This window comes from Paenibacillus camerounensis, from assembly GCF_000723885.1.
Classification (GTDB): domain Bacteria; phylum Bacillota; class Bacilli; order Paenibacillales; family Paenibacillaceae; genus Paenibacillus_AQ; species Paenibacillus_AQ camerounensis.
The window spans coordinates 22,285-40,403 of sequence record NZ_CCDG010000087.1 but is presented as its reverse complement, the minus strand read 5'-3'; the positions used below and the strand labels follow the sequence as shown (position 1 = coordinate 40,403).

Here is an 18,119-nt window from a genome sequence, read left to right as displayed (position 1 = left end):
GCCCGGCATTACGGAATTTCCGTCATATCTGCTTTATGCGCTACATCTGCCATTACAGATATATCCAACATATTTCCGCCATTATCGACATATCTGCCATTTCCGCCATATCCGCTACATCTACCGTTACCGACATATCTGCATTAACGCCGTATCTGTCATTACCGCCGTATCCGACATATCTGCATTAACGCCGTATCTGCTATTACCGCCGTATCTACCATTCCCGCCATTCCCGCCAATCCCGATACACCTGCCATTCCCGCCAATCCTCCCAGCCTCCCGCACAACTCCAGTTCATCCGAACAGCTAACCTGCCCGCTCCAGCCTCTCTTCACCCTCTATCCCTTAACCGCACCGCCCACCAGGCCTTTAATAATAAACCGCTGTACGAACAGGTACAGGAGGATGATCGGCAGCGCCACCAGCGCGGCACCGGCGAACATCTGCGGCCAGTTGGTGTTGTATTGGCTTTTGAAGGCCATCAGGCCGACGGGCAGCGTACGCATTTCCGGCGAGGACAGGTAGACCAGCGGGTTGAAGAAGTCGTTCCATGAGTTGATCGCCACCACAATCACGCAGGTAGCCGTAATCGGCAGGGTCAGCGGAAAAATAATCTGCACAAATGTCCGCCAAGGCCCGCAGCCGTCCACCAGCGCCGCCTCTTCAATCTCGGCCGGAACGGTTTTGAAGAAATTCACATACAGGAAGATCGGCAGGGCCAGCCCCGAAGCAATCTGGATCAGGGACAGCCCGATATGCGTATTGAGCAGATTCACCTGGCGCAGCACCAGAAATGCCGGAATCGTACCGGAGAAAGCCGGCAGAATGAGGCCCATCAGGAAAAAAGTTGACATGGCATCCGATTTGTAGCGTTTGCCGTGGTGCAGGCCGTAAGCGGCCAGTACCGAAACGCCGATAGCAGCGGCGGTGGTCATAACCAGTACGAGAATACTGTTACCGAAGTAGGGCAGCAGATTCCCGGTCTTGAAGGCCTCCGAATAATTGCTCCACTGCGGATCTTTAGGCAGACTAAGCGGATTAACCGTCGATGGGGTCTGAAGCGAGACGGAGACCATCACAGCCATCGGCACCAGCACGATAATCAGGGCGATAATGAGCACGGTATATATTGAGGTCTTTTGCAGGGTTGTTGTCAATTCGCCACCTCCATACGGCTGAGCAGTTTAATCTGTACATAGGTCACAGCCAGAATCATTACAGACAGAATCATTGCCATCGCGGTGCCGTAGCCCATTTGCGAGGTTTTGAAGGCATACTGGTAGATCATAATACCGAAGGTCTGGGTCGAGTTGGCCGGTCCGCCCTGGGTCATGATGAACACATGCTCGAACATTTTCATGCAGCCGATGACCGACAGCACGGTGTTCACAATAACGGAGGGAATCAGCAGCGGCAGGGTGACCCGCCAGAATTTGTTCCACGGCCCGGCACCGTCAATGCTCGCAGCCTCATAGATTTCACCCGAAACGGATTGCAGGCCCGCCAGATAGATCATCATCGAGTAGCCTGTGTACTGCCAGACCATGACGAGCGCAATGGCATAAATCGCTAAGGAAGGGTCACCCAGCCAGTCCAGCGCAGCCAGTCCGTGTAAACCGATTGCGTCAAAAAACTTCGGCAGAAACCCGACCATCGGCGCGTACATGTAGCTCCACACATACCCGATTACGACGGTGTTCAGAATGACCGGGAAGAAAATAACCGCCCGCATCCAGACAATCCCTTTAAGCTTCTGGTCAAGCAGCACGGCCAGCAGAATCGAAAAGCTGTGCTGCAGCACGATAACGACGACTGAGAGAATGAGCATATTTTTCAGCGCGGTGAGCAGCAGCGGATCACGGAAAGCCTCGCGGAAGTTCTCCAGCCCCACCCAATCCGCCTTAAAGGAAAAGCCGTTCCAGTCCGTGAATCCGTAATACAAGCCGCTGAAGATCGGTCCGGCAAAAAACAGCAGATAGATGAGAAGCGCCGGCAGAATGAACATTATATAGTTGCGGAAATTCATGAATTTCATGTTGCGCCTCCGTTTCTTACCCCAAAATGGGTAAAAAAAAGAAAAGCAGGCGAAAGACAGAGTCGTCCTTGTTCTGAGCCTTCGCCTATTCTTTTCTGTTTGTGTGTTGATTTCAGTTGTCTAAAAGACTCTAGATATCCTTATTCTGTGCAGCCTGCAGCTGCTCCAGCAGCTTGGACGTATCCACATCCTGCTTCAGCAGAATCTGCTGGAAGATCGGGAACATTACCGGCTCGATGGATGAGGTCATGCTCGGGAAAATCTGCGCTTCACTCGCATCCACCAGCGGCTGCAGCGATGATGCAAGCGGGCTGTAGGTTTCGGAGGTGCCTCCCTTGACAGTTACAGCCTGCTTCGTTTCATCGGACCAGATTTTGGCGATTTCCGGGTCAGCTACAAATTCCATGAACAGCTTGATCTCCTCCTGATGCTTACTCCAGGATACGCCGACCAGCAGATTGTCAGATACCAGACTCGTTACGAGCGGCTGATCGCCGCGGTTAACCGGAATCGGGAACGCACCCAGCTCAAAGGCGGAGAAGTCAGCATCAAAGTTCTCGCTGTAGCCCCATTCGCCCATCGGCCACATTGCCGCCTTGCCTTCCTTGAACACCTGAGCTACCTGGTCATAGCTTAGCCCGACGGAGTTCTCCAGCAGATAGCCTTTATCCGCCAGCTCCTTCATCCCGTCAAAATAAGTGCTGAACTCCGGATCGGTCCACTTCTTTTCCCCGCTGGCCACTTGTGCGAACACATCCGGATTATCGTGCTGGTATAAGCCGAATTGGGCGGTAGTGATGAACTGGGTAGCCCAGCCGTCCTTGCTGCCGATAACCATTGGTGCGGTACCGCTGCCCTTAATCTGTTCACTTACCGCGAGCAGTTCATCCCAGGTCTGCGGAATTTCAAGGCCCAGCTCACCGAACAGTGTTTTATTATAGAACATTACAATTGGCTGGCTGTTGTACGGAACCCCGTAGGTTTTTCCGTCCACCGTGCCGAGCTTCACTGCTGCTTCCAGATAATTATCCAGCCAAGGGCTGCCTGTAATATCCATCAGAACATCTTCTTTGGAGAACTCGGCTACCTGGTTAGGGAACAGCCAGAGCATATCCATATCGGACTTTGAGACAATCCGGGTACGGATGATCTCGCGGAATTGGTCATATACCTTGTCGTGCTCAATCGTGATGTAAGGATATTTCTCCTGGAATTTATCAACAACCGTCTGGCTGATCGGGTTCCAGGTTGTCAGCTTCAGCACAACCGGCTCTTTCTCGGAATCGCTGCCTGCGGCATTAGTTGCCGTTCCCCCTGCCGCGCCGTTGCTGTCCGATGCAGCATTGCTGCCGCAGCCGGCAAGTACGGCCAATAGACTGAGACTCCATACCGATGACCGCCAGAACCCTTTTTTTCTACTCATATGTTAGCCTCCCTGACATAAAGTAAATTTCTTAAGCCAATATTACCGTTTATGCGTCAGGTTAAATACCGTGCCAATTTGCTGCTTTATAGCTATTAATTGCTTACTTTATAGGATTCGGATGCTCTCCGGGCTAAATCCGGCGGAAAAATAGATGAAAATTGCTTTTTAACGCATAGATTTGCTATCCGTTGTTCAGCGGTTACTGGTTGCGGAACTCCAGCGGTGTCAACCCTGTGTCATCTTTGAATAATTTACTGAAATAATGCGGATTCGCATAACCCAGCTTTTCCGCCACCTCGTACACCTTGTCGTTGCTCTCACGCAGCAGCCTGCGGGCCAGCAGCATTTTTTTGCCTGTTACATATTCATTGAAATGCTGTCCGGTCTCCTTCAGAAACAGGCGGCTCAGGTGACTGACACTCACGTGTATCTGTTCCGCCGTACGGGCAAGCGTAAGATCCTCCAGCAGATGCTCATCAATAAAAGCCGTCGCCAGCCGGATTACTCCGCTAAGCCTTCCGCCGGTTTCAGGTTCCTGCGCGGCAGCAGCCCTGTACGCTTCCGGCAGCTCACGCGCTGTCCGGTGAATCCCGCTCCAGGTGTAGGCGAGGCGGATGCCGAGCATTTTATCCAGTCCCTGATGGAGCTGCTCCAGATCCTTGCGCATCGCCCCGGCATCCGCCTGCTCTGCATCCAGCGGCAGCAGCCAGACCAGCTCCCTGTCTTCCACGTTAAGCAGCTGGCCGCCCCATTCACGGGAGATGTATTCTTCCAGGTAATAACGGAAGGACATAAATCGGGCCAGGCCGGCCGGTTCTGCCGTATTCCCCTCAGCCATACGCAGCACAGCCAGCTGCCAGCCCCTGCTGTAACGCTGATCTAGCTGGGGCTGCTGCCATCTCCGGGCGCAATCAGCCGGTTGCTCGCCTGCTGTAAGCAGCTCCAGCAGCAGACTCTCACGGTCTTTGTCTGTATAGCCCTGCGGCTGCTCCTGCTGGTGCAGCTCCTCCAGCGTCGCCGCCGCTTTGCGCAGGGCAGCCGCAATCTCCTTCTCCGCCATCGTCGGCTTATGCAGATAATCGACGACTCCGATCCGTACAGCTTCTTTGACATAAGGGAAATCCTCAAAGCTGCTGAAAAAAATAATCTGCACCCTGCCGTACTGCTCTTTAATCCGGCGCGCCAGCTCAAGGCCGTCCATACCCGGCATGCGGATATCGGTCATTACGATATGGATCTCCTCCTCCGCAAGCACCTTGAGCGCTTCAAGGCCGTTCGAGGCCTCTGCCTTCCAGACGATCTCCAGCTCATCCCAGTTCAGCATATATCTAAGACCCAGCCGGACTATGGTCTCATCCTCCACCACAAGCAAATTCCACCTCATTGTCACTCCCCCAATCTGCTTAGATTGTTCTGCCCGTTCTCCGCCAGGTACGGCAGATGCAGCTCCGCCCTCGTTCCTGCTCCAGGTGTGCTCGTAAGCTTCAGCGTGTACGGCTCACCGTAGCGGAGCCGGATACGGTCGCGCACATTGGAGATGCCGATGCTGTCACCGGATCTGCCGGACGATGGCGGTACTCCCCCGCCGTTCAGCATATCCAGCGTTTCCGGCTCAATGCCTTGCCCGTTGTCACTGATCCAGATCAGCAGCTCCGTCCCCTCCGGATTCACTTCAGCTCCGACCTCAATCTGCAGCATTCCGCCGCCGCTGTGCAGAGACCCGTGAAAAATCGCATTCTCCGCCAGCGGCTGCAGAATCATCGGCGGCACCTTCGCTCCAAGCAGGTCCTCGTCCACCTTCCATTCCACCTCAAAACGGTTCGTATACCGAAGCTCCATAAGCCGCATATAATGCCGCAGCAGCTCAAGCTCTGCCTCCAGCGAAACCTGTTCACTGTCCAGCTTCATATTGGCCTGCAGCAGCTTGTTCAGTGACTGAAGCAGGCGGGCTATTCCTTCGGACTGCTGCAGCACAGCAAGCATACGGATGGAGTTAATCGTGTTGAACAGAAAATGCGGCGTAATCCGCGCCCGGAGTGCGTACAGCTCTGCTTCTCTTTTTTGCCGCTCCTTCTCTTCGATCGACTCGATCAGCATCCCCAGCCGTTTCACCATGGTTACGTAGCTGAGATGAAGCTGGCCGATCTCGCCCCGCATGGGCGGAGCAGCCGGAGCCACGAACAGCCCGCGTTCCACATCACGCATAGAGGAGATCAGGCTGCGGATCGGCTTCGCCAGCCCCCTGGCCAGCAGCAGCGACAGCAACCCCGCAAGCACAGTAATTATCAGCACCAGCACAATCGTAAAGTTCCGGATAACATTGGCATCGCCCAGCAGCTCGCCGCGGTCAATCAGCAAATAGCTGGTCCAGCCGAGATACTCGCTGTAGGCGTATACGCCGGTCGCCGCATCCAATCCGTCCCCTAGCGCAGGCACGGTAATCATGCCGCGCACCGCACCATTTTGCGCCGCCTGTCCGGCGGCAGCACTGAGGAACCGCTGATTGTCGGCGGACTTAGTCGAGTAGATCAGCTCCCCTTTTTCATCAGCCACCATCACATGCATGCTTTTCAGCTGAAAGGAACGGACGATCTTGTCCATAAAATCCGGCCGGATATCCACCGCCACCACACCCGCAGGCGTAAAATCATCATTCAGCAGTACGCGTGAAGCCGTAATCGTCTGAAAAGGGGCGCTGTTGAACTGCTTTTCCAGCCGCAATCCGGATATGGCGATTCCTCCGTCACGGCTCAGCGTCTCCCGGTACCACTCTTCATTCTCCGGACTGACTGCCTCATTGATGGAAGACCTGTCGCTGACCCTGTACCCGTAAGTGTTACCCGTGCTGCTGTAGAAGACGAGACCCTGAATCGTAGAAAAGATCGAAGGATATGTGACAAGAAGCTTGGCAAACTGCTGCTGGCTCTCAATCTCCTGATAGCTCCACTGGTCACGCGGCACATACGGCTGATTCAGAATCTGAAAAATTTCCGGTGTAAAATAAGGGAAGGTGCTGAACCGGTCCACATCCTCAACCTGCCGCCGGATCGCTTCATTCAGCTGTCCGGCGATAACACCCAAATCTTCATTTACCCGCGCTTCCAATGTCCCGACCGATTTGAAATAAGCCATCGTGCCAATCACCATTGACGGTATAATACCTAACAGGAAGAAGGCGAGCATCAGCTTGCTCTGATAAGTGAGATTATTCCACCGCCGCATTCTCCATCCCCCTCAGAAGGCTTTAAATTTCATTTATTATAAGGGATAAGTCCAGACCCTGCATGGGAAAAATCACTGTAAATCTCCAGCATCCCCCTTTCAGCTGAACGGTCGAGCAGTGAAACCCCCCGTCAGAACTGCCTTTATAACTGACATTGATATATCATAGGTTTACCGGTGAATATTTTTTGTTTGTTAACATTAATGACACATGTATAATAAAGCTTATATAAAATTCAAAATAAATCCAGCACCATATCCAGTATCAGAAAGGACTTATCCCATGAATGAACAGATTTCTGTTATTCCCTTGGACGGCTTAACGCCGCAAAGGCATTGCAGGTCTGCTGATCACTGCAGCTGAGCAGGCCGCGGCTGCACATGGCCGGACCCTGATTATCCTCGATACGCGGGAAGGCGATCCCTCCAACCTGCTCTATCAGTCACGCGGATACATAGAGGCAGGCAGAATCCCCGACTTTGTTATCTCTGCAGAGGGCGGACTCGACACAACGGTGCTTTATTACAAGAAACTGTAGAAGCAGACAAAAACAAGCGGCTTTGGTCCCGTAACGGGCCAAAGCCGCTTTATTTATTGCCGGATGCCAATCATTGCCGCTGATAAAGCTTATACAGCACCTGCGCAGCCTGTGCTCTGGTTGTCGAGCCTTTAGGATTCAGGGCTGCATTGCCCTGCCCGTTCATCAAGCCGAGCTCAACCATTGCTGCCAGATCCTCCGCAGCATACGCTGCGACTTGGCCGCTATCTGTGAATTTCTTGAGGTCTCCGGAGATATCAGCCTGTAATGCAAGACCTGCTGCACGCAGTGCTCTCATGGTCAGCACGGCCAAGTCCTGTCTGGTGATCTCTGCTTCAGCATTAAAAATGCCATTTGTACCTGTCGTTATCCCAAGTGCCCTGGCGATTCCGATTTCTTCGTAATACGTGTTTGTCTCCTGAATATCACTGAAGTTTGCATCAAATTCCGCCTTTAGCTCCAGTGTCCGTACAAGCCATGCCAGATACTCCATTCTTGTAACCGTGCTGCCCGGGCTAAAGCTTGTAGACGCGGTACCGTCTATGATGCCCTTGGAGGCCATTGTTTCTACCGCCGGCCGGTACCATGCATTTTGCACTACGTCACCAAAGCTCTTTTTGGTGTAGGCTACAGCATACGTCCCGGACTGTGCAGCGGTAAATACTACAGCTTTTTTGAAGGCATCATATTGGGCAAGCCTGATCTGAGCCGGTTTGCCGTCTGCATCAACGTGCCAGATAGTCAGGTATGCGGAGGTTGCCAGTTCATTAAGAGCTGCAATATATGGAATGCGCACCTCCACTGATGCATTTAGACTATCCTCTGCTACTGCTTTTCCGTCTATTTTGACAGCTACACTGATTACTGGTCTGCTGCCGGTCATGCTTTGGGTAACCGGATCAAGCGTAGTAGTGCCGGCACTGCCAATAGTCAGTTCAACATGTCTGGCATCCCCAGCCGCCTGATTTAGCATTGAGGAAGGCACCTGTATCGTACCGAAGCCTGTTATGATCTCTACTAGCATATTTGCTGTATCCGAGCGCAATGCAGCGGCAGGAAGCTTAACCGTATATCCGCCTGCGCCTTCCATAACCGGAACTGCCACTCTCACCGTCTTTACTCCATCGCTGTCAGCTTTGGCGTTTGATAATGCTATATTGAGATCTTCTTGCGTAATTGATAGCCCGGCAGCTATGCCGGTCACCGGATCAAGCAGCAGTGTTGAAGCCTTAATCACAGCTCCTTCAACTGTGTTGGTCACAGGTGCAGGTACGTACACTGTTGCCGGCGGCAAGGTTGGCACTGGTGTCGCTGTTGGCGCTGGCGTCTCTGTTGGCGCTGTTGCCGTTGGCGTCGCTGTTGGCGTTGGCGTCACTGTCGCTGTCGGCTCCGGTGTTGCCGTCGGCGTCGCTGTTGGCTCTGGCATCGTTGTCGGCGTTGGCGTCGGCGTCGCTGTTGGCTCTGGCATCGTTGTCGGCGTCGGCGTCGCTGTCGCTGTTGGTGACGCCGTCGGCGATGGTGTCGCTGTTGGCGCTGCCGTCGCTGTTGGCGTCACTGTCGGCGCTGGCGTCGGCGGCGCTGTTGGCGCTGGCGTCTCTGTTGGCGCTGGTGTCGCCGTCGGCTCTGGTGTCGCTGTCGGCGCTGGCGTCGCTGGCGCTGTTGGCACTGGCGTCACTGTCGGCGCCGGTGTCGTTGTCGGCTCCGGCGTCGGTTCTACAGCCGGACTGCCAATGACAACTTCAAGGGATGGACTCGCTTGATGCGTGGCCGTTTCCTTGTATCTCACCTCATAGGTTCCAGCATCAAGTCCTGTGATCTCTGTACCTGTGATGGCGGCCCAGATCTCTGTATCCGCTCCGTGCTTCAGGTATTCCATCGCGGAGCTTACTCCGGTGATCTTCCCGTCCTTAGCATCGGCTTCACTGACATCCCCACCTTTTACCTCTGTAGCAGATGGAGGCTCCTGCTCTTGCTTCTGCCCTTCCGGACGGATCACCTCCCATTCCCATAAGCCCACTCCGTTGTCCCCTGCCGCTGACTGCTTCGTCATCGTAACCCGCAGCGCCTTTACCTCAAGCGCGGGATCGAATTCATACGGGTTCACGGATTCTGCAGGATTATGCTCAACCACCTTGATGCCCCCGGTGACTGTTCCGGCTGTAACCCATTCATTCGTTACACTGTTCAGTGGAATATAAGAATACACATACTTGGTAGGAGGCGTGATTCCGCCTGCATCCGACCACAGCACCAGATTGGAGCTTTGGAGGGCGGCGCCCTGCGGCCAGTCATACTGCACCCACTCCGCTGCCCCTGCATTGCCCCAGGTTCCCCAGTGCGGCAGGCTAGTGCCTGTTTTTTTGCCGTCATTCACCGCGGTAAGGCTTTCCCATGGCGAGGTGTAGCTGGATGATACATTGGCCAGATAGGCCATATTGTTATCGCGCGGACTGAGCAGACGCAAGTCGGTCAGCAGCTTCTCCAGCGCCTGGGTAACTTCAGCGTCTGTGGCAGCCAGGTTTTTAATAACTGCAGTAGCATCAGCCTTGGCCGCTTCAACCGGCGTAAGACCCGGTGCGTTAAAGTTCGCAGCGTTCAAAGTATTAACGTAGTTATACACCTTGATCAGCTCTGCCTTATCTACTGCGCCTGTATAGCCGTAGACCTTCCATTCCAGAATCCCGCTTCCATTGGCTGCCGGCTTCATATCCATCCGTACGCCTGTAATATAAGCAGGCTCAAAGGTGGTTGTGTTGTATCTGTTCAGCTCATTGCCAAGCCCCTTCACGGCTCTCGGGGTGTACCATTTGCCGTCCCCGTCACGGAGCATCAGCTGCATTTCCTTTGGACGGAAGTTTCCGCCGCCGTCCTGGAATACGTAGACATCCATGGAGGAGGCCAGGAACGGCTGCTCCCATTCATACGTGACCCAGGCCGGATCACCTTCCCGGCCCCAGTTATGCCAGGCGCTGTTCGGTGCACCGCGGTTCGGAGAGAAATCGCCTGAGCTTTTGGGCTCGATGCCGTTGTTCATCGCTTCCGGATACCCGTCACCGCCGGAGAAGCTGGCGGACGGTTTAGCGGTCAGCGCGGCATTTGACAGCCCTGAACTCACGACATATACGGCAGCACGCACCTCTATATCACTAGCTGTGACTGTGCCTTTGGCTTCAAACTGACCCGCAGCTCCATAGCTGGCCGGATCAAGGGTATCCCACTGAATGTCCCGCTCCCCGTAGCCGTCTTCGGACAGGACATTCACCTTACCCGGAAGCACAGGGGCTGTGTCCTTTTTGGTCACTGTGCTGAGTGCCCGGTAAGCGTCTACAACATCTTCTTTAATCTCAATCGTGACGTCCTTGCTGCCTTGTTTGTCATCGTCTGACGCCGTAAAGGTAAACACATAGGTGCCTGCCTTGCTGACACGGGCATAGGCCGTTTCCTTGTTACCGGCCACAAAAGCCACCTCACCGGCACCCTCCGGCTTCTGCTTAACCGTCCACGCGTAGGTCAGCTCCGGCTCAAATACAGCGCTGTGCACCGGATCGGGAACGGCTGTGCCGGATAATATGACGATGCTGTTGTTCGCCACATCCTGAACGGCAGTCACCTGGCTGATCACCGGCGGCTGCTTCTCAGGCGGCGCAGCCAGCTGGAAGGTTACCTCGCCGGAGCCGGTCTTCGCCCCGTCACCTGCGGTAAGCCGGAGCGTATAGGTGCCTTCTTTTGAACCCGTAGCCTGTGTAATGTTTGCCTTCGGATGATTAAAGGTAAGCTTGCCGCCTTCCGGCGTGCTGACGATCTCCCACTGGTAGGTGAGGCTGCCGCCCGGCGCACCGTCATCGGTTACAATGCCGTTAAGCATAAACGGAATCAGTGCCTGCGGCTGTTGCACCGCAACTTTTGCCGTCACCTGCGGAGCTTCATTTGCGCCGGTATCGGCTTTTTCGATCACCAGTTCAGCCGTCTTTGCACTGCTCATATGGAACATGGCGGTACCCTTGTTGTTCTGTACATAGAACTGTCCGGCGTCTGCACCATCCAGCTTAATTGAATAGTAGCCGTTCCCGATGCCCGCCCCGTCAAAAGTAATCCGCGATGCATGCTCCTGCTCCGCCGTATTCTCAAGCTGCAGGGTAAACGCTTTACCGTCTTTGCGGATATCCGCACTTGTCACCTTATCGTTCCCGGACACCAGATACAGCTTCTCATCCAGCAGATTGATCCGTCTGCCGAACCCGTCCTTTGGCGTGATCTGATAGCTGTCTCCTCCGTCCGTAACCAGGGCGCCGTATCCGAACAGCCCGAATACCGGATCGGTCACAATATCGGCGCTGATGCTGAGCAGGGAACCGTACAGGCCTTCCTCCGCTTCGCCGGAAAAATCATTCCAGCCGTTATTCATTACCCGCGAGCCGCCGTCGAAGACATCCTTGGTGCCGGTTCCGCCCTTATACATGGAATATCTCCACGAGGTGCTGCCGACTGACTGCGCGGCTATCTGACCCATGTTGACGGCATTGAAGTTGGAAATCTTCGCTGCATAGTTGCGCTGCTGGGCGATGGCGGTCTGCTCCTCCGACCTGCCGTCATCCTCATAGCGCAGCCAGTCATCCATAATATAGCCTGCGAGTGAGGCAGTGTACTGGAAATTCCACCAGCCTTCGCCGCCGCGGAATACCGGAACGGAATAATGGAACCAGGTCGGCTGAATGCCGCGCATGGCGCGTGTCTTCCAGTCTGCCATTTCCATGCTTTGTTCAGCAGCGGCTGCGCGTCCGTCGTTCGGATAATAAGTCCGCAGCGCCTTGGCCGCCGCATATGCCCCTTCCTCGCCGGTGTTATCATACTCAAACTCGGAGCCGTAAGGATAATTGGCATTGGTCATATTCCGGCCTTTGTCCAGGGCGAACTTCCGCTGCAGATTAGCTGACTCTGTCAGCATACCCTCTTCCTTCAGCGCCTCGATCATATCCGGGATCTGCTGCTCGCCGTAGAATCCGATTGCTCCGCTGGACACCCGGTTGTAGTAGATGCCGTAGGCTTTTTCCAGATAATATTGCGGGGACTCCCGGTACTCGATCAGGCTTGGATAGGCCTTCTGAATACGGTACATGTTGAAGAAGCCGGTCGCTTCCATCATTTCCGAGAACGCACGGGTATACGGCTGCTCTTTACCCGTAAAAGCCCCCGAATCTCTGAGATAGTTCGCTACCGTATAGCTTTTCTGTGTATTTTTCATATAGCGTTCCCACATGAAGTCGATCAGGTACGTTTCGATGGAGCTGATTTCAGCAGGATCGGGATCAAGCACATTTTTCATCGTCATGAAATTGATATTATCGTGGCTCCAGTCATCCCCCCAGTGGCTGGTGTTCTTGTCGAGGCCGCCGGTGAGATACCAGTCGAAATAGTTGCCGTAGGTCGGACTGTCCGGGTCCTTATCCTGCGTCTGCTCCACCATAAATTCCGAATGAGCCTGTGACGTCTGGTCCAGCTCGGCCAGCACATTGAATTCATACTGGGTAAATTTATTGACCCATTCATTGCCAACCTTCAGCTTGTAATTCACCCGCACACTGTTATTGCCGATGGAACCGAACTTCAGCGAATAGATATGATGCTGTTCACCGTCAACTACCTTTGTCTCTACGAACTCGTAGGCTTCCTCGTAGCCCGGATTCCCGTCAGCCAGGCCGCGGCCTGTGCGGGAGTTGTTGACCATCTCCGCTCTAGTCTTGCCGGGCTTGATATCCGGGATATGCTCTTCGTCGAATGGATCGTTCTCGTCAACATTCTGGATATCGATCGACTGTACGTCGATAAGGCTGTCATCATAGTGCAGATCCAGCTTGGCTGGCATATTAATCGCTGTCTGGAAGCCCGGCACCGCCACGGCATCGATCAGGCCTGACTTGTACAGGATGGAACGCAGATTGGACTCGCGGTCCTCCATCGAGGTGGAGCTGTTGTTCGGGCTCTGGGCATTAGCCTGCGGCGTGTTGTCGCCTGCCCGGACGGCGGAGAATTTGAACTTGTATGTCTGCTCCTGATCCGGTCCCAGCACCAGGCTGGAGGCATCGGTGTAATAGCCCCGTCCGGTCTTCTGGATATCCTTCGAGTGGATGTACAGTACATTCAGCCCCGGATACCAGCCGCCGCTGTCGCCGGTCCAGTTCGCGAAGGTATTGCCGGCACGCAGCTCTCCGCTTTCCTGCATCCAGTAATCCACATATTCGATCCGCGCGCCGCTTTCCGGCACAGGGGTGAACAGCATGAAGTTGCCCTCGCCGCTGGTCCGGATTGCATAGGCATACCCGCTGTCTGCGCCGGCAAAATTATGCACGGTTACACGGTCATCATAAGTATCGGATAACGTCCGGTATTTGTTGTTCCAGGGCATCGGCAGGCCGATATCACCGAATTCAATATATTTGCTGCTCTTGTTCTTCAGCGTGATTTCCCACAGCAGTGAGCCGTCTTCGGTATCCATATCGAATACCGACTTGACGTCAAAGCCCTTCATCACCCGCTGGGCGGTTGAATCCAGGTTTTGTCCCAGAAAGTTGACTTCTACTTTTTTGCCGTCTGCTGAAGCTGTTTTTTGGATATAAGGGTTATCCGGGTTGATGGTGGAAACTCTGGTTGATCCGCCGGCGGCCAGTGTTTTATTGGTATCCACTTCTGTAAAGCCGTCTCTGTTATCGGGGAATTGCCCGCTGTCACCTGTACGGTACGAAAAGATCATTTCACCCATCCACTGGTGCTGGACATCATTCTGCGGTGAGGTCGTGTTCGGCAGCACAAAATTGATCGGTGCCCCTTTTTTATTGACGGGGTTATTGTTGATATACAGCTCCTCAATCTGGCCCAGATCACCGACTTTGGCAGACAGGCTGGCATTAGCGATGTCGTTCTTTACAGCAGCTGCCAGCAGCTCTGCACCAGCCGCAGATTCTGCACCTGCATACAGCGGCACTGCCTGGACAAGCATCAGCAGCGCAACCGCCAGCGGCTTCAGTTTTCGTGTAATCATTCCCATCATAACCTCCCGTTCGGACTAATTTTTTAATCCGGTGAGCGTGATTCCCTCTACAAAATATTTTTGGCCAATCAGGTAGAAGATGACGCCTGGAGCAAAGGAAAGACAAGTCGCGGCCATTGTCAGCGGCCAGTCGCTTTTGAGCTGGCCCCTGAAGTTGGTCAGCCCGAGCGCAATCGTATATTTATCGCTGGAGTTGATGTAGATCATCTGCTGGAGCAGATCATTCCATAGCCCGATGAAAATAAAGAGTGCAACAACGATCATAGCTGGCCGGATCGCCGGCATAATGATGCTGAACAGAATCCGGAAATAGCCGGCGCCGTCAATGGTTCCCGCCTGATCAAGCTCGCGCGGAATCGACACAATGAACTGGCGGATCAGGAAGATGTTAAAGGCCCCGCCCCCGCAGAAATAAGGCAGAATGAGCGGCCAGTAGCTGTCATTGAATCCCAGCCCCCGCGTCCAGCCAATATACAGCGGGATGAGCGTGACCATGGCCGGCAGCAGCATGGAGCCTACGCAGAGCGCCCATAGCAGGCTTTTCCCTCTAAACCGCAGCCTTGCAAAGGCATATCCGCACAAAGTAGCCGTAAAGGTCCCTGCCAGACAGGAGGGAGTAATGATAACCATTGTGTTCCATAAGTACTTCCAGAATTTAAAAATCTCCAGCGTCTTTTCATAGTTGGAAAACAGCCATTTGTCCGGTATTAGTGAAGGAGGGTAGCGATAGATTTCAGCATTCGTCATCAGTGAGGTGCGGAAAATCCACCAGATCGGGAAAAAGGCAATCAGCGCAAATACAACGACGACAGCAAAGGTTAGAATGTTCATGGTTCTGGTTCTGCGTTTTTTACTTTTTAATCTGCCGTATGCAGCTACGCTCATTTGTCGTCGCCTCCCTCGTTAAAAATCCACCGTCCGGACGTCTTGAACAGCACCGTGGTAAAGACAGCAAGAATAGCAAAAATAATCAGCGTGGTCGCGCAGGCATAACCGAGCTTATAGTTTACAAAAGCCTGATCGTACATCAGATAGGTCAGGAACCGCGACGAGTTACCCGGACCGCCATTGGTTAAGGCCAGCGCCGGTGTAACGATCTGGAGATTGGCAATCAGGCTCATCAGCAGATTATAAAAAATGATCGGAGTCATACAAGGCAGGGTGATATGCAGGAAGCGCTTCCATCCATTTGCTCCATCCATCTCTGCGGCTTCATGATATACCACCGGCACATTCTGCAGCCCGGCCAGGAAGATAACGATCAGATTCCCGGCAAGCCAGACTGATATCAGGGAGAGCGAAGGCACGACATAGCTGGAATCGGCGATAAAGAGGATTTTATTCAGGCCCAGCTCGGAGAGCAGGTAGTTAAAGAAGCCGAAGTTCCCCTCATACAGCCAGGACCAGCCTACGTAGATGGCAGTGGCAGGCAACACATAAGGCACATAAAACACAGCTCTGAAAAAACTCCGCGCCGGAATTTTACGGTTAAGCAGCATGGCGATGAACAGCGAATAGACCATGCTTCCAGCCACTGATAAGCCTGCAAAATAAAGCGTCGCCAGGATCGAATCCTTGATATAAGGATCGGTTGTAAACAGCTTGATATAGTTATCCAGGCCGATAAATTCCGGGCTCTTCAGCCCGGTCCAGTTCGTCAGGCTGATTCCCAGCACTCCGGCAAGCGGCAGATAGGTCAGAAAGATTAGTCCCAGAAAAGCAGGAATCAGACAGATATATGCGGTGCGCGCCTCGCTTGCATGAATACGGGAAGGCTTACGGGGACGGCGTTTCTGCAGCTTAGTAACGGTTTCCATATCTCGCTCTCCCTCACAGTTGGGAGCTGACCGCCGTAAGTGCTTTTGCAGCGATACCGGCGGTCAAGCTCCCTTCTCTATTAATTGCTGCCTGCGTGTACGGCTTTCAGCGCTTCGAGATTTTTGGTGATGGCTTCTTTGGCGGTCGTTTTTCCGGTCCAGACATCACCCAGAACGGAGCCGAGCAGCGTGTTGAAGTCTGTTGTATAGTTCGTATAGAACCATGCAGCCGGTCTTGCGGCCGGAGACTGGGCATAATCAACTACCGCGGACTTGTATTCGTCGTATGGCGGGAAGTTCGGATTTTCAACCCATTTGCGGGTGAGCGTCTCATCCTTATACCATTTATCCAGCGTCGGCATCCAGATGCCCGAGGAGATCAGCTCCCAGTTGTTTTCTTCCGAGTTGTACCATTTCAGCCATTCCATTGCTTCCTTCGGATGCTTGGTCTGGGAGAAGACGACGTTGGCGCCGCCTGTGCTGATCGTAACCTTATCCTTCATATATGGCAGAACGGCTACACCATAATTCAGCCCTTCCTCCTTGGCCGAGTTCAGGCTCGTTCCTACATTCCACTGGCCGTTTGTCGCCATAGCGACTGTACCGGCAATCACGGTACGCTGGATGCCGTCATCGGTCTGTCCGACGGACAACGGGGCAACATGATCCTTCAGGTACAGGTCAGCCACCCGCTGAATGGCTTCCATGCTGGCGTCCTCTCCGATACGCACCTCTGATCCGTCTTCGGAATAGAATCCGCCGCTATTACTCAGCGCCCAGGCTTCCAGCTGCCACGGAAGATTCTCAACAGAAGCACCGAACTGGACGATACCCTGTTCATCAAAGCCTTCCTCGCCGGGATGCTTGCCGTTCTTGTCGATGGTCAGCTTCTTAGCTGTATCTACGAACTGCTCCCAGGTCCAGGCCTGGTCCAGCACAGCCGGAGGGTACGCAACACCTGCCTTATCGAACATATCTTTGTTGTAGTAGAGCAAGAGAATTTCGTTAGCGGCAGCGTAGGCCACGGTATTACCCTTGTGTTTGTAGGCCAGACTGTCGAGCGGCTTGCTGTCACTGCCCTCATACATAGCGCTTACATCATTCAGCATGCCTTCGGAGGACCACTGAATGACGCCATCCTCCTTCAGCATTCCTGTATCGGGCAATTGGCCTGCCGTTGCCAGCGTGTTCAGCTTGGTCATGTAGTTCTCCCAAGGGATCGCCTGTACCTCGACTTCGATGGTGTCCTGCGACGCATTGAACCGGTCAGCCACCTTTTGTGTGGTATTCCCTTCTGCCGCGCTTCCCCACATGGAGTAGATGATTTTGACCTTTTCAGCAGAAGCTTCAGAGGTTTTGGCCGGCTCTGTACTTTTAGTTGGCGTATTTCCTGTGTTGTCCTTATTTCCTGTGTTTTCCGTGTTTGACGTGTTGTTTCCGCAGCCGGCGGCGCTCACCATTAAGGCAGTCAGGATCAGGCCTGCTGCAAGTTTTTTAGCTGTTTTCATTACTGTTGATCTCCCCTCATCGTTTACTTCATGAGCTTGATTACCTTAAAAGGACAACGAAATCATTCCTCCAAGCTTTTGTTAAACGTTTAAATTAAATCGAAAGCAAAGACCCTTCTACAGCTTCACAAGCCCTGTCACTTTTCCCCTAAAGTATATTTACAAGTCTGATCTTTATAACGCAATTATCAAAAGAAACCGGAATTCCGCAACTTCAAATCGCAGCTAACCTGATCTCAGCTTAAATTCCTCCCCCCTTACAACGGCTCAAGCTTCAAGATAATCGTTTAACAAAGAATCCAAGCTTCGTAATCTCCCCTGGTTTAATGGATTGCTACCGCTCTTCCCCTTCCGTTAAGGAAGCGCTTACCTAATTGTAGCACCCGCTATTTCAATTGAAAAACCGATATTACAACCTATATTTATATAATTTCAATCTTTTTACGCAGACGGGATGTGCTCTGGAAGCCGAAAGGGTCCGGAAGAGCCTGCCCATAAATAAATAGTTCAAAAAAAGAATAAAT

Annotated in this window: 9 protein-coding genes and 1 pseudogene; 1 reads left to right on the top strand and 9 read right to left on the bottom strand. The window is 53.3% G+C overall.

What is annotated here, in order from left to right:
- Positions 1-341: 341 nt before the first annotated feature.
- The 5 genes from BN3772_RS27345 to BN3772_RS27325 form a co-directional block, all read right to left on the bottom strand.
- Positions 342-1,160, bottom strand: a complete 819-nt coding sequence (locus tag BN3772_RS27345; RefSeq protein ID WP_042203521.1) for a carbohydrate ABC transporter permease — start codon at positions 1,158-1,160, stop codon at positions 342-344.
- Complete coding sequence (locus tag BN3772_RS27340) at positions 1,157-2,038, bottom strand: carbohydrate ABC transporter permease (RefSeq protein WP_052380724.1); 882 nt, start codon at positions 2,036-2,038, stop codon at positions 1,157-1,159. Before BN3772_RS27340 ends, BN3772_RS27345 begins: the two co-directional genes overlap by 4 nt.
- A 130-nt stretch (positions 2,039-2,168) precedes the next feature.
- A complete protein-coding gene (locus tag BN3772_RS27335; protein WP_042203519.1) occupies positions 2,169-3,461 on the bottom strand; it encodes an ABC transporter substrate-binding protein in 1,293 nt (430 codons plus the stop codon).
- Between the two features lie 202 nt (positions 3,462-3,663).
- Positions 3,664-4,848 carry a response regulator gene (locus BN3772_RS27330; RefSeq protein WP_042203518.1) on the bottom strand — a complete coding sequence of 395 codons (1,185 nt, stop codon included), beginning with the start codon at positions 4,846-4,848 and terminating at the stop codon, positions 3,664-3,666.
- 2 nt (positions 4,849-4,850) lie between these two features.
- Positions 4,851-6,686 (bottom strand): cache domain-containing sensor histidine kinase, encoded by a 1,836-nt coding sequence (locus BN3772_RS27325; protein WP_042203516.1) that lies wholly within the window; start codon positions 6,684-6,686, stop codon positions 4,851-4,853.
- Positions 6,687-7,009: 323 nt separating this feature from the next.
- Here BN3772_RS27325 and BN3772_RS31430 point away from each other — a divergent pair.
- Positions 7,010-7,225 (top strand): annotated as a pseudogene (locus tag BN3772_RS31430) (N-acetyltransferase); the annotation flags it as partial.
- A gap of 70 nt (positions 7,226-7,295) precedes the next feature.
- Here the strand turns inward: BN3772_RS31430 and BN3772_RS27315 are convergent.
- The 4 genes from BN3772_RS27315 to BN3772_RS27300 all read right to left on the bottom strand — a co-directional run bounded on the left by BN3772_RS27315 (position 7,296) and on the right by BN3772_RS27300 (position 17,595).
- The gene (locus tag BN3772_RS27315) at positions 7,296-14,261 is read right to left on the bottom strand and encodes a DUF5695 domain-containing protein (protein WP_157643660.1); all 6,966 of its coding nucleotides are present in this window, start codon (positions 14,259-14,261) and stop codon (positions 7,296-7,298) included.
- 24 nt (positions 14,262-14,285) lie between these two features.
- Positions 14,286-15,155: a carbohydrate ABC transporter permease gene (locus BN3772_RS27310; protein ID WP_052380723.1), complete on the bottom strand. Its 870-nt coding sequence runs from the start codon at positions 15,153-15,155 to the stop codon at positions 14,286-14,288.
- Positions 15,152-16,087: a carbohydrate ABC transporter permease gene (locus tag BN3772_RS27305; protein ID WP_052380722.1), complete on the bottom strand. Its 936-nt coding sequence runs from the start codon at positions 16,085-16,087 to the stop codon at positions 15,152-15,154. The genes BN3772_RS27310 and BN3772_RS27305 overlap by 4 nt, the downstream gene beginning before the upstream one ends.
- Positions 16,088-16,167: 80 nt before the next feature.
- Entirely contained in the window at positions 16,168-17,595 is a 1,428-nt protein-coding gene (locus BN3772_RS27300; protein WP_042203514.1) for an ABC transporter substrate-binding protein, read from the bottom strand.
- Between the last annotated feature and the right edge of the window lie 524 nt (positions 17,596-18,119).

Excerpts from the sequence above, each read along its gene's own strand:
- BN3772_RS27325 (WP_042203516.1), bottom strand. The coding sequence starts at position 6,686 with ATGCGGCGGTGGAATAATCTCACTTATCAGAGCAAGCTGATGCTCGCC.
- BN3772_RS27335 (WP_042203519.1), bottom strand. The coding sequence starts at position 3,461 with ATGAGTAGAAAAAAAGGGTTCTGGCGGTCATCGGTATGGAGTCTCAGT.
- BN3772_RS27300 (WP_042203514.1), bottom strand. The coding sequence starts at position 17,595 with ATGAAAACAGCTAAAAAACTTGCAGCAGGCCTGATCCTGACTGCCTTA.
- BN3772_RS27315 (WP_157643660.1), bottom strand. The coding sequence starts at position 14,261 with ATGATTACACGAAAACTGAAGCCGCTGGCGGTTGCGCTGCTGATGCTT.
- BN3772_RS27340 (WP_052380724.1), bottom strand. The coding sequence starts at position 2,038 with ATGAAATTCATGAATTTCCGCAACTATATAATGTTCATTCTGCCGGCG.
- BN3772_RS27305 (WP_052380722.1), bottom strand. The coding sequence starts at position 16,087 with ATGGAAACCGTTACTAAGCTGCAGAAACGCCGTCCCCGTAAGCCTTCC.
- BN3772_RS27330 (WP_042203518.1), bottom strand. The coding sequence starts at position 4,848 with ATGAGGTGGAATTTGCTTGTGGTGGAGGATGAGACCATAGTCCGGCTG.
- BN3772_RS27310 (WP_052380723.1), bottom strand. The coding sequence starts at position 15,155 with ATGAGCGTAGCTGCATACGGCAGATTAAAAAGTAAAAAACGCAGAACC.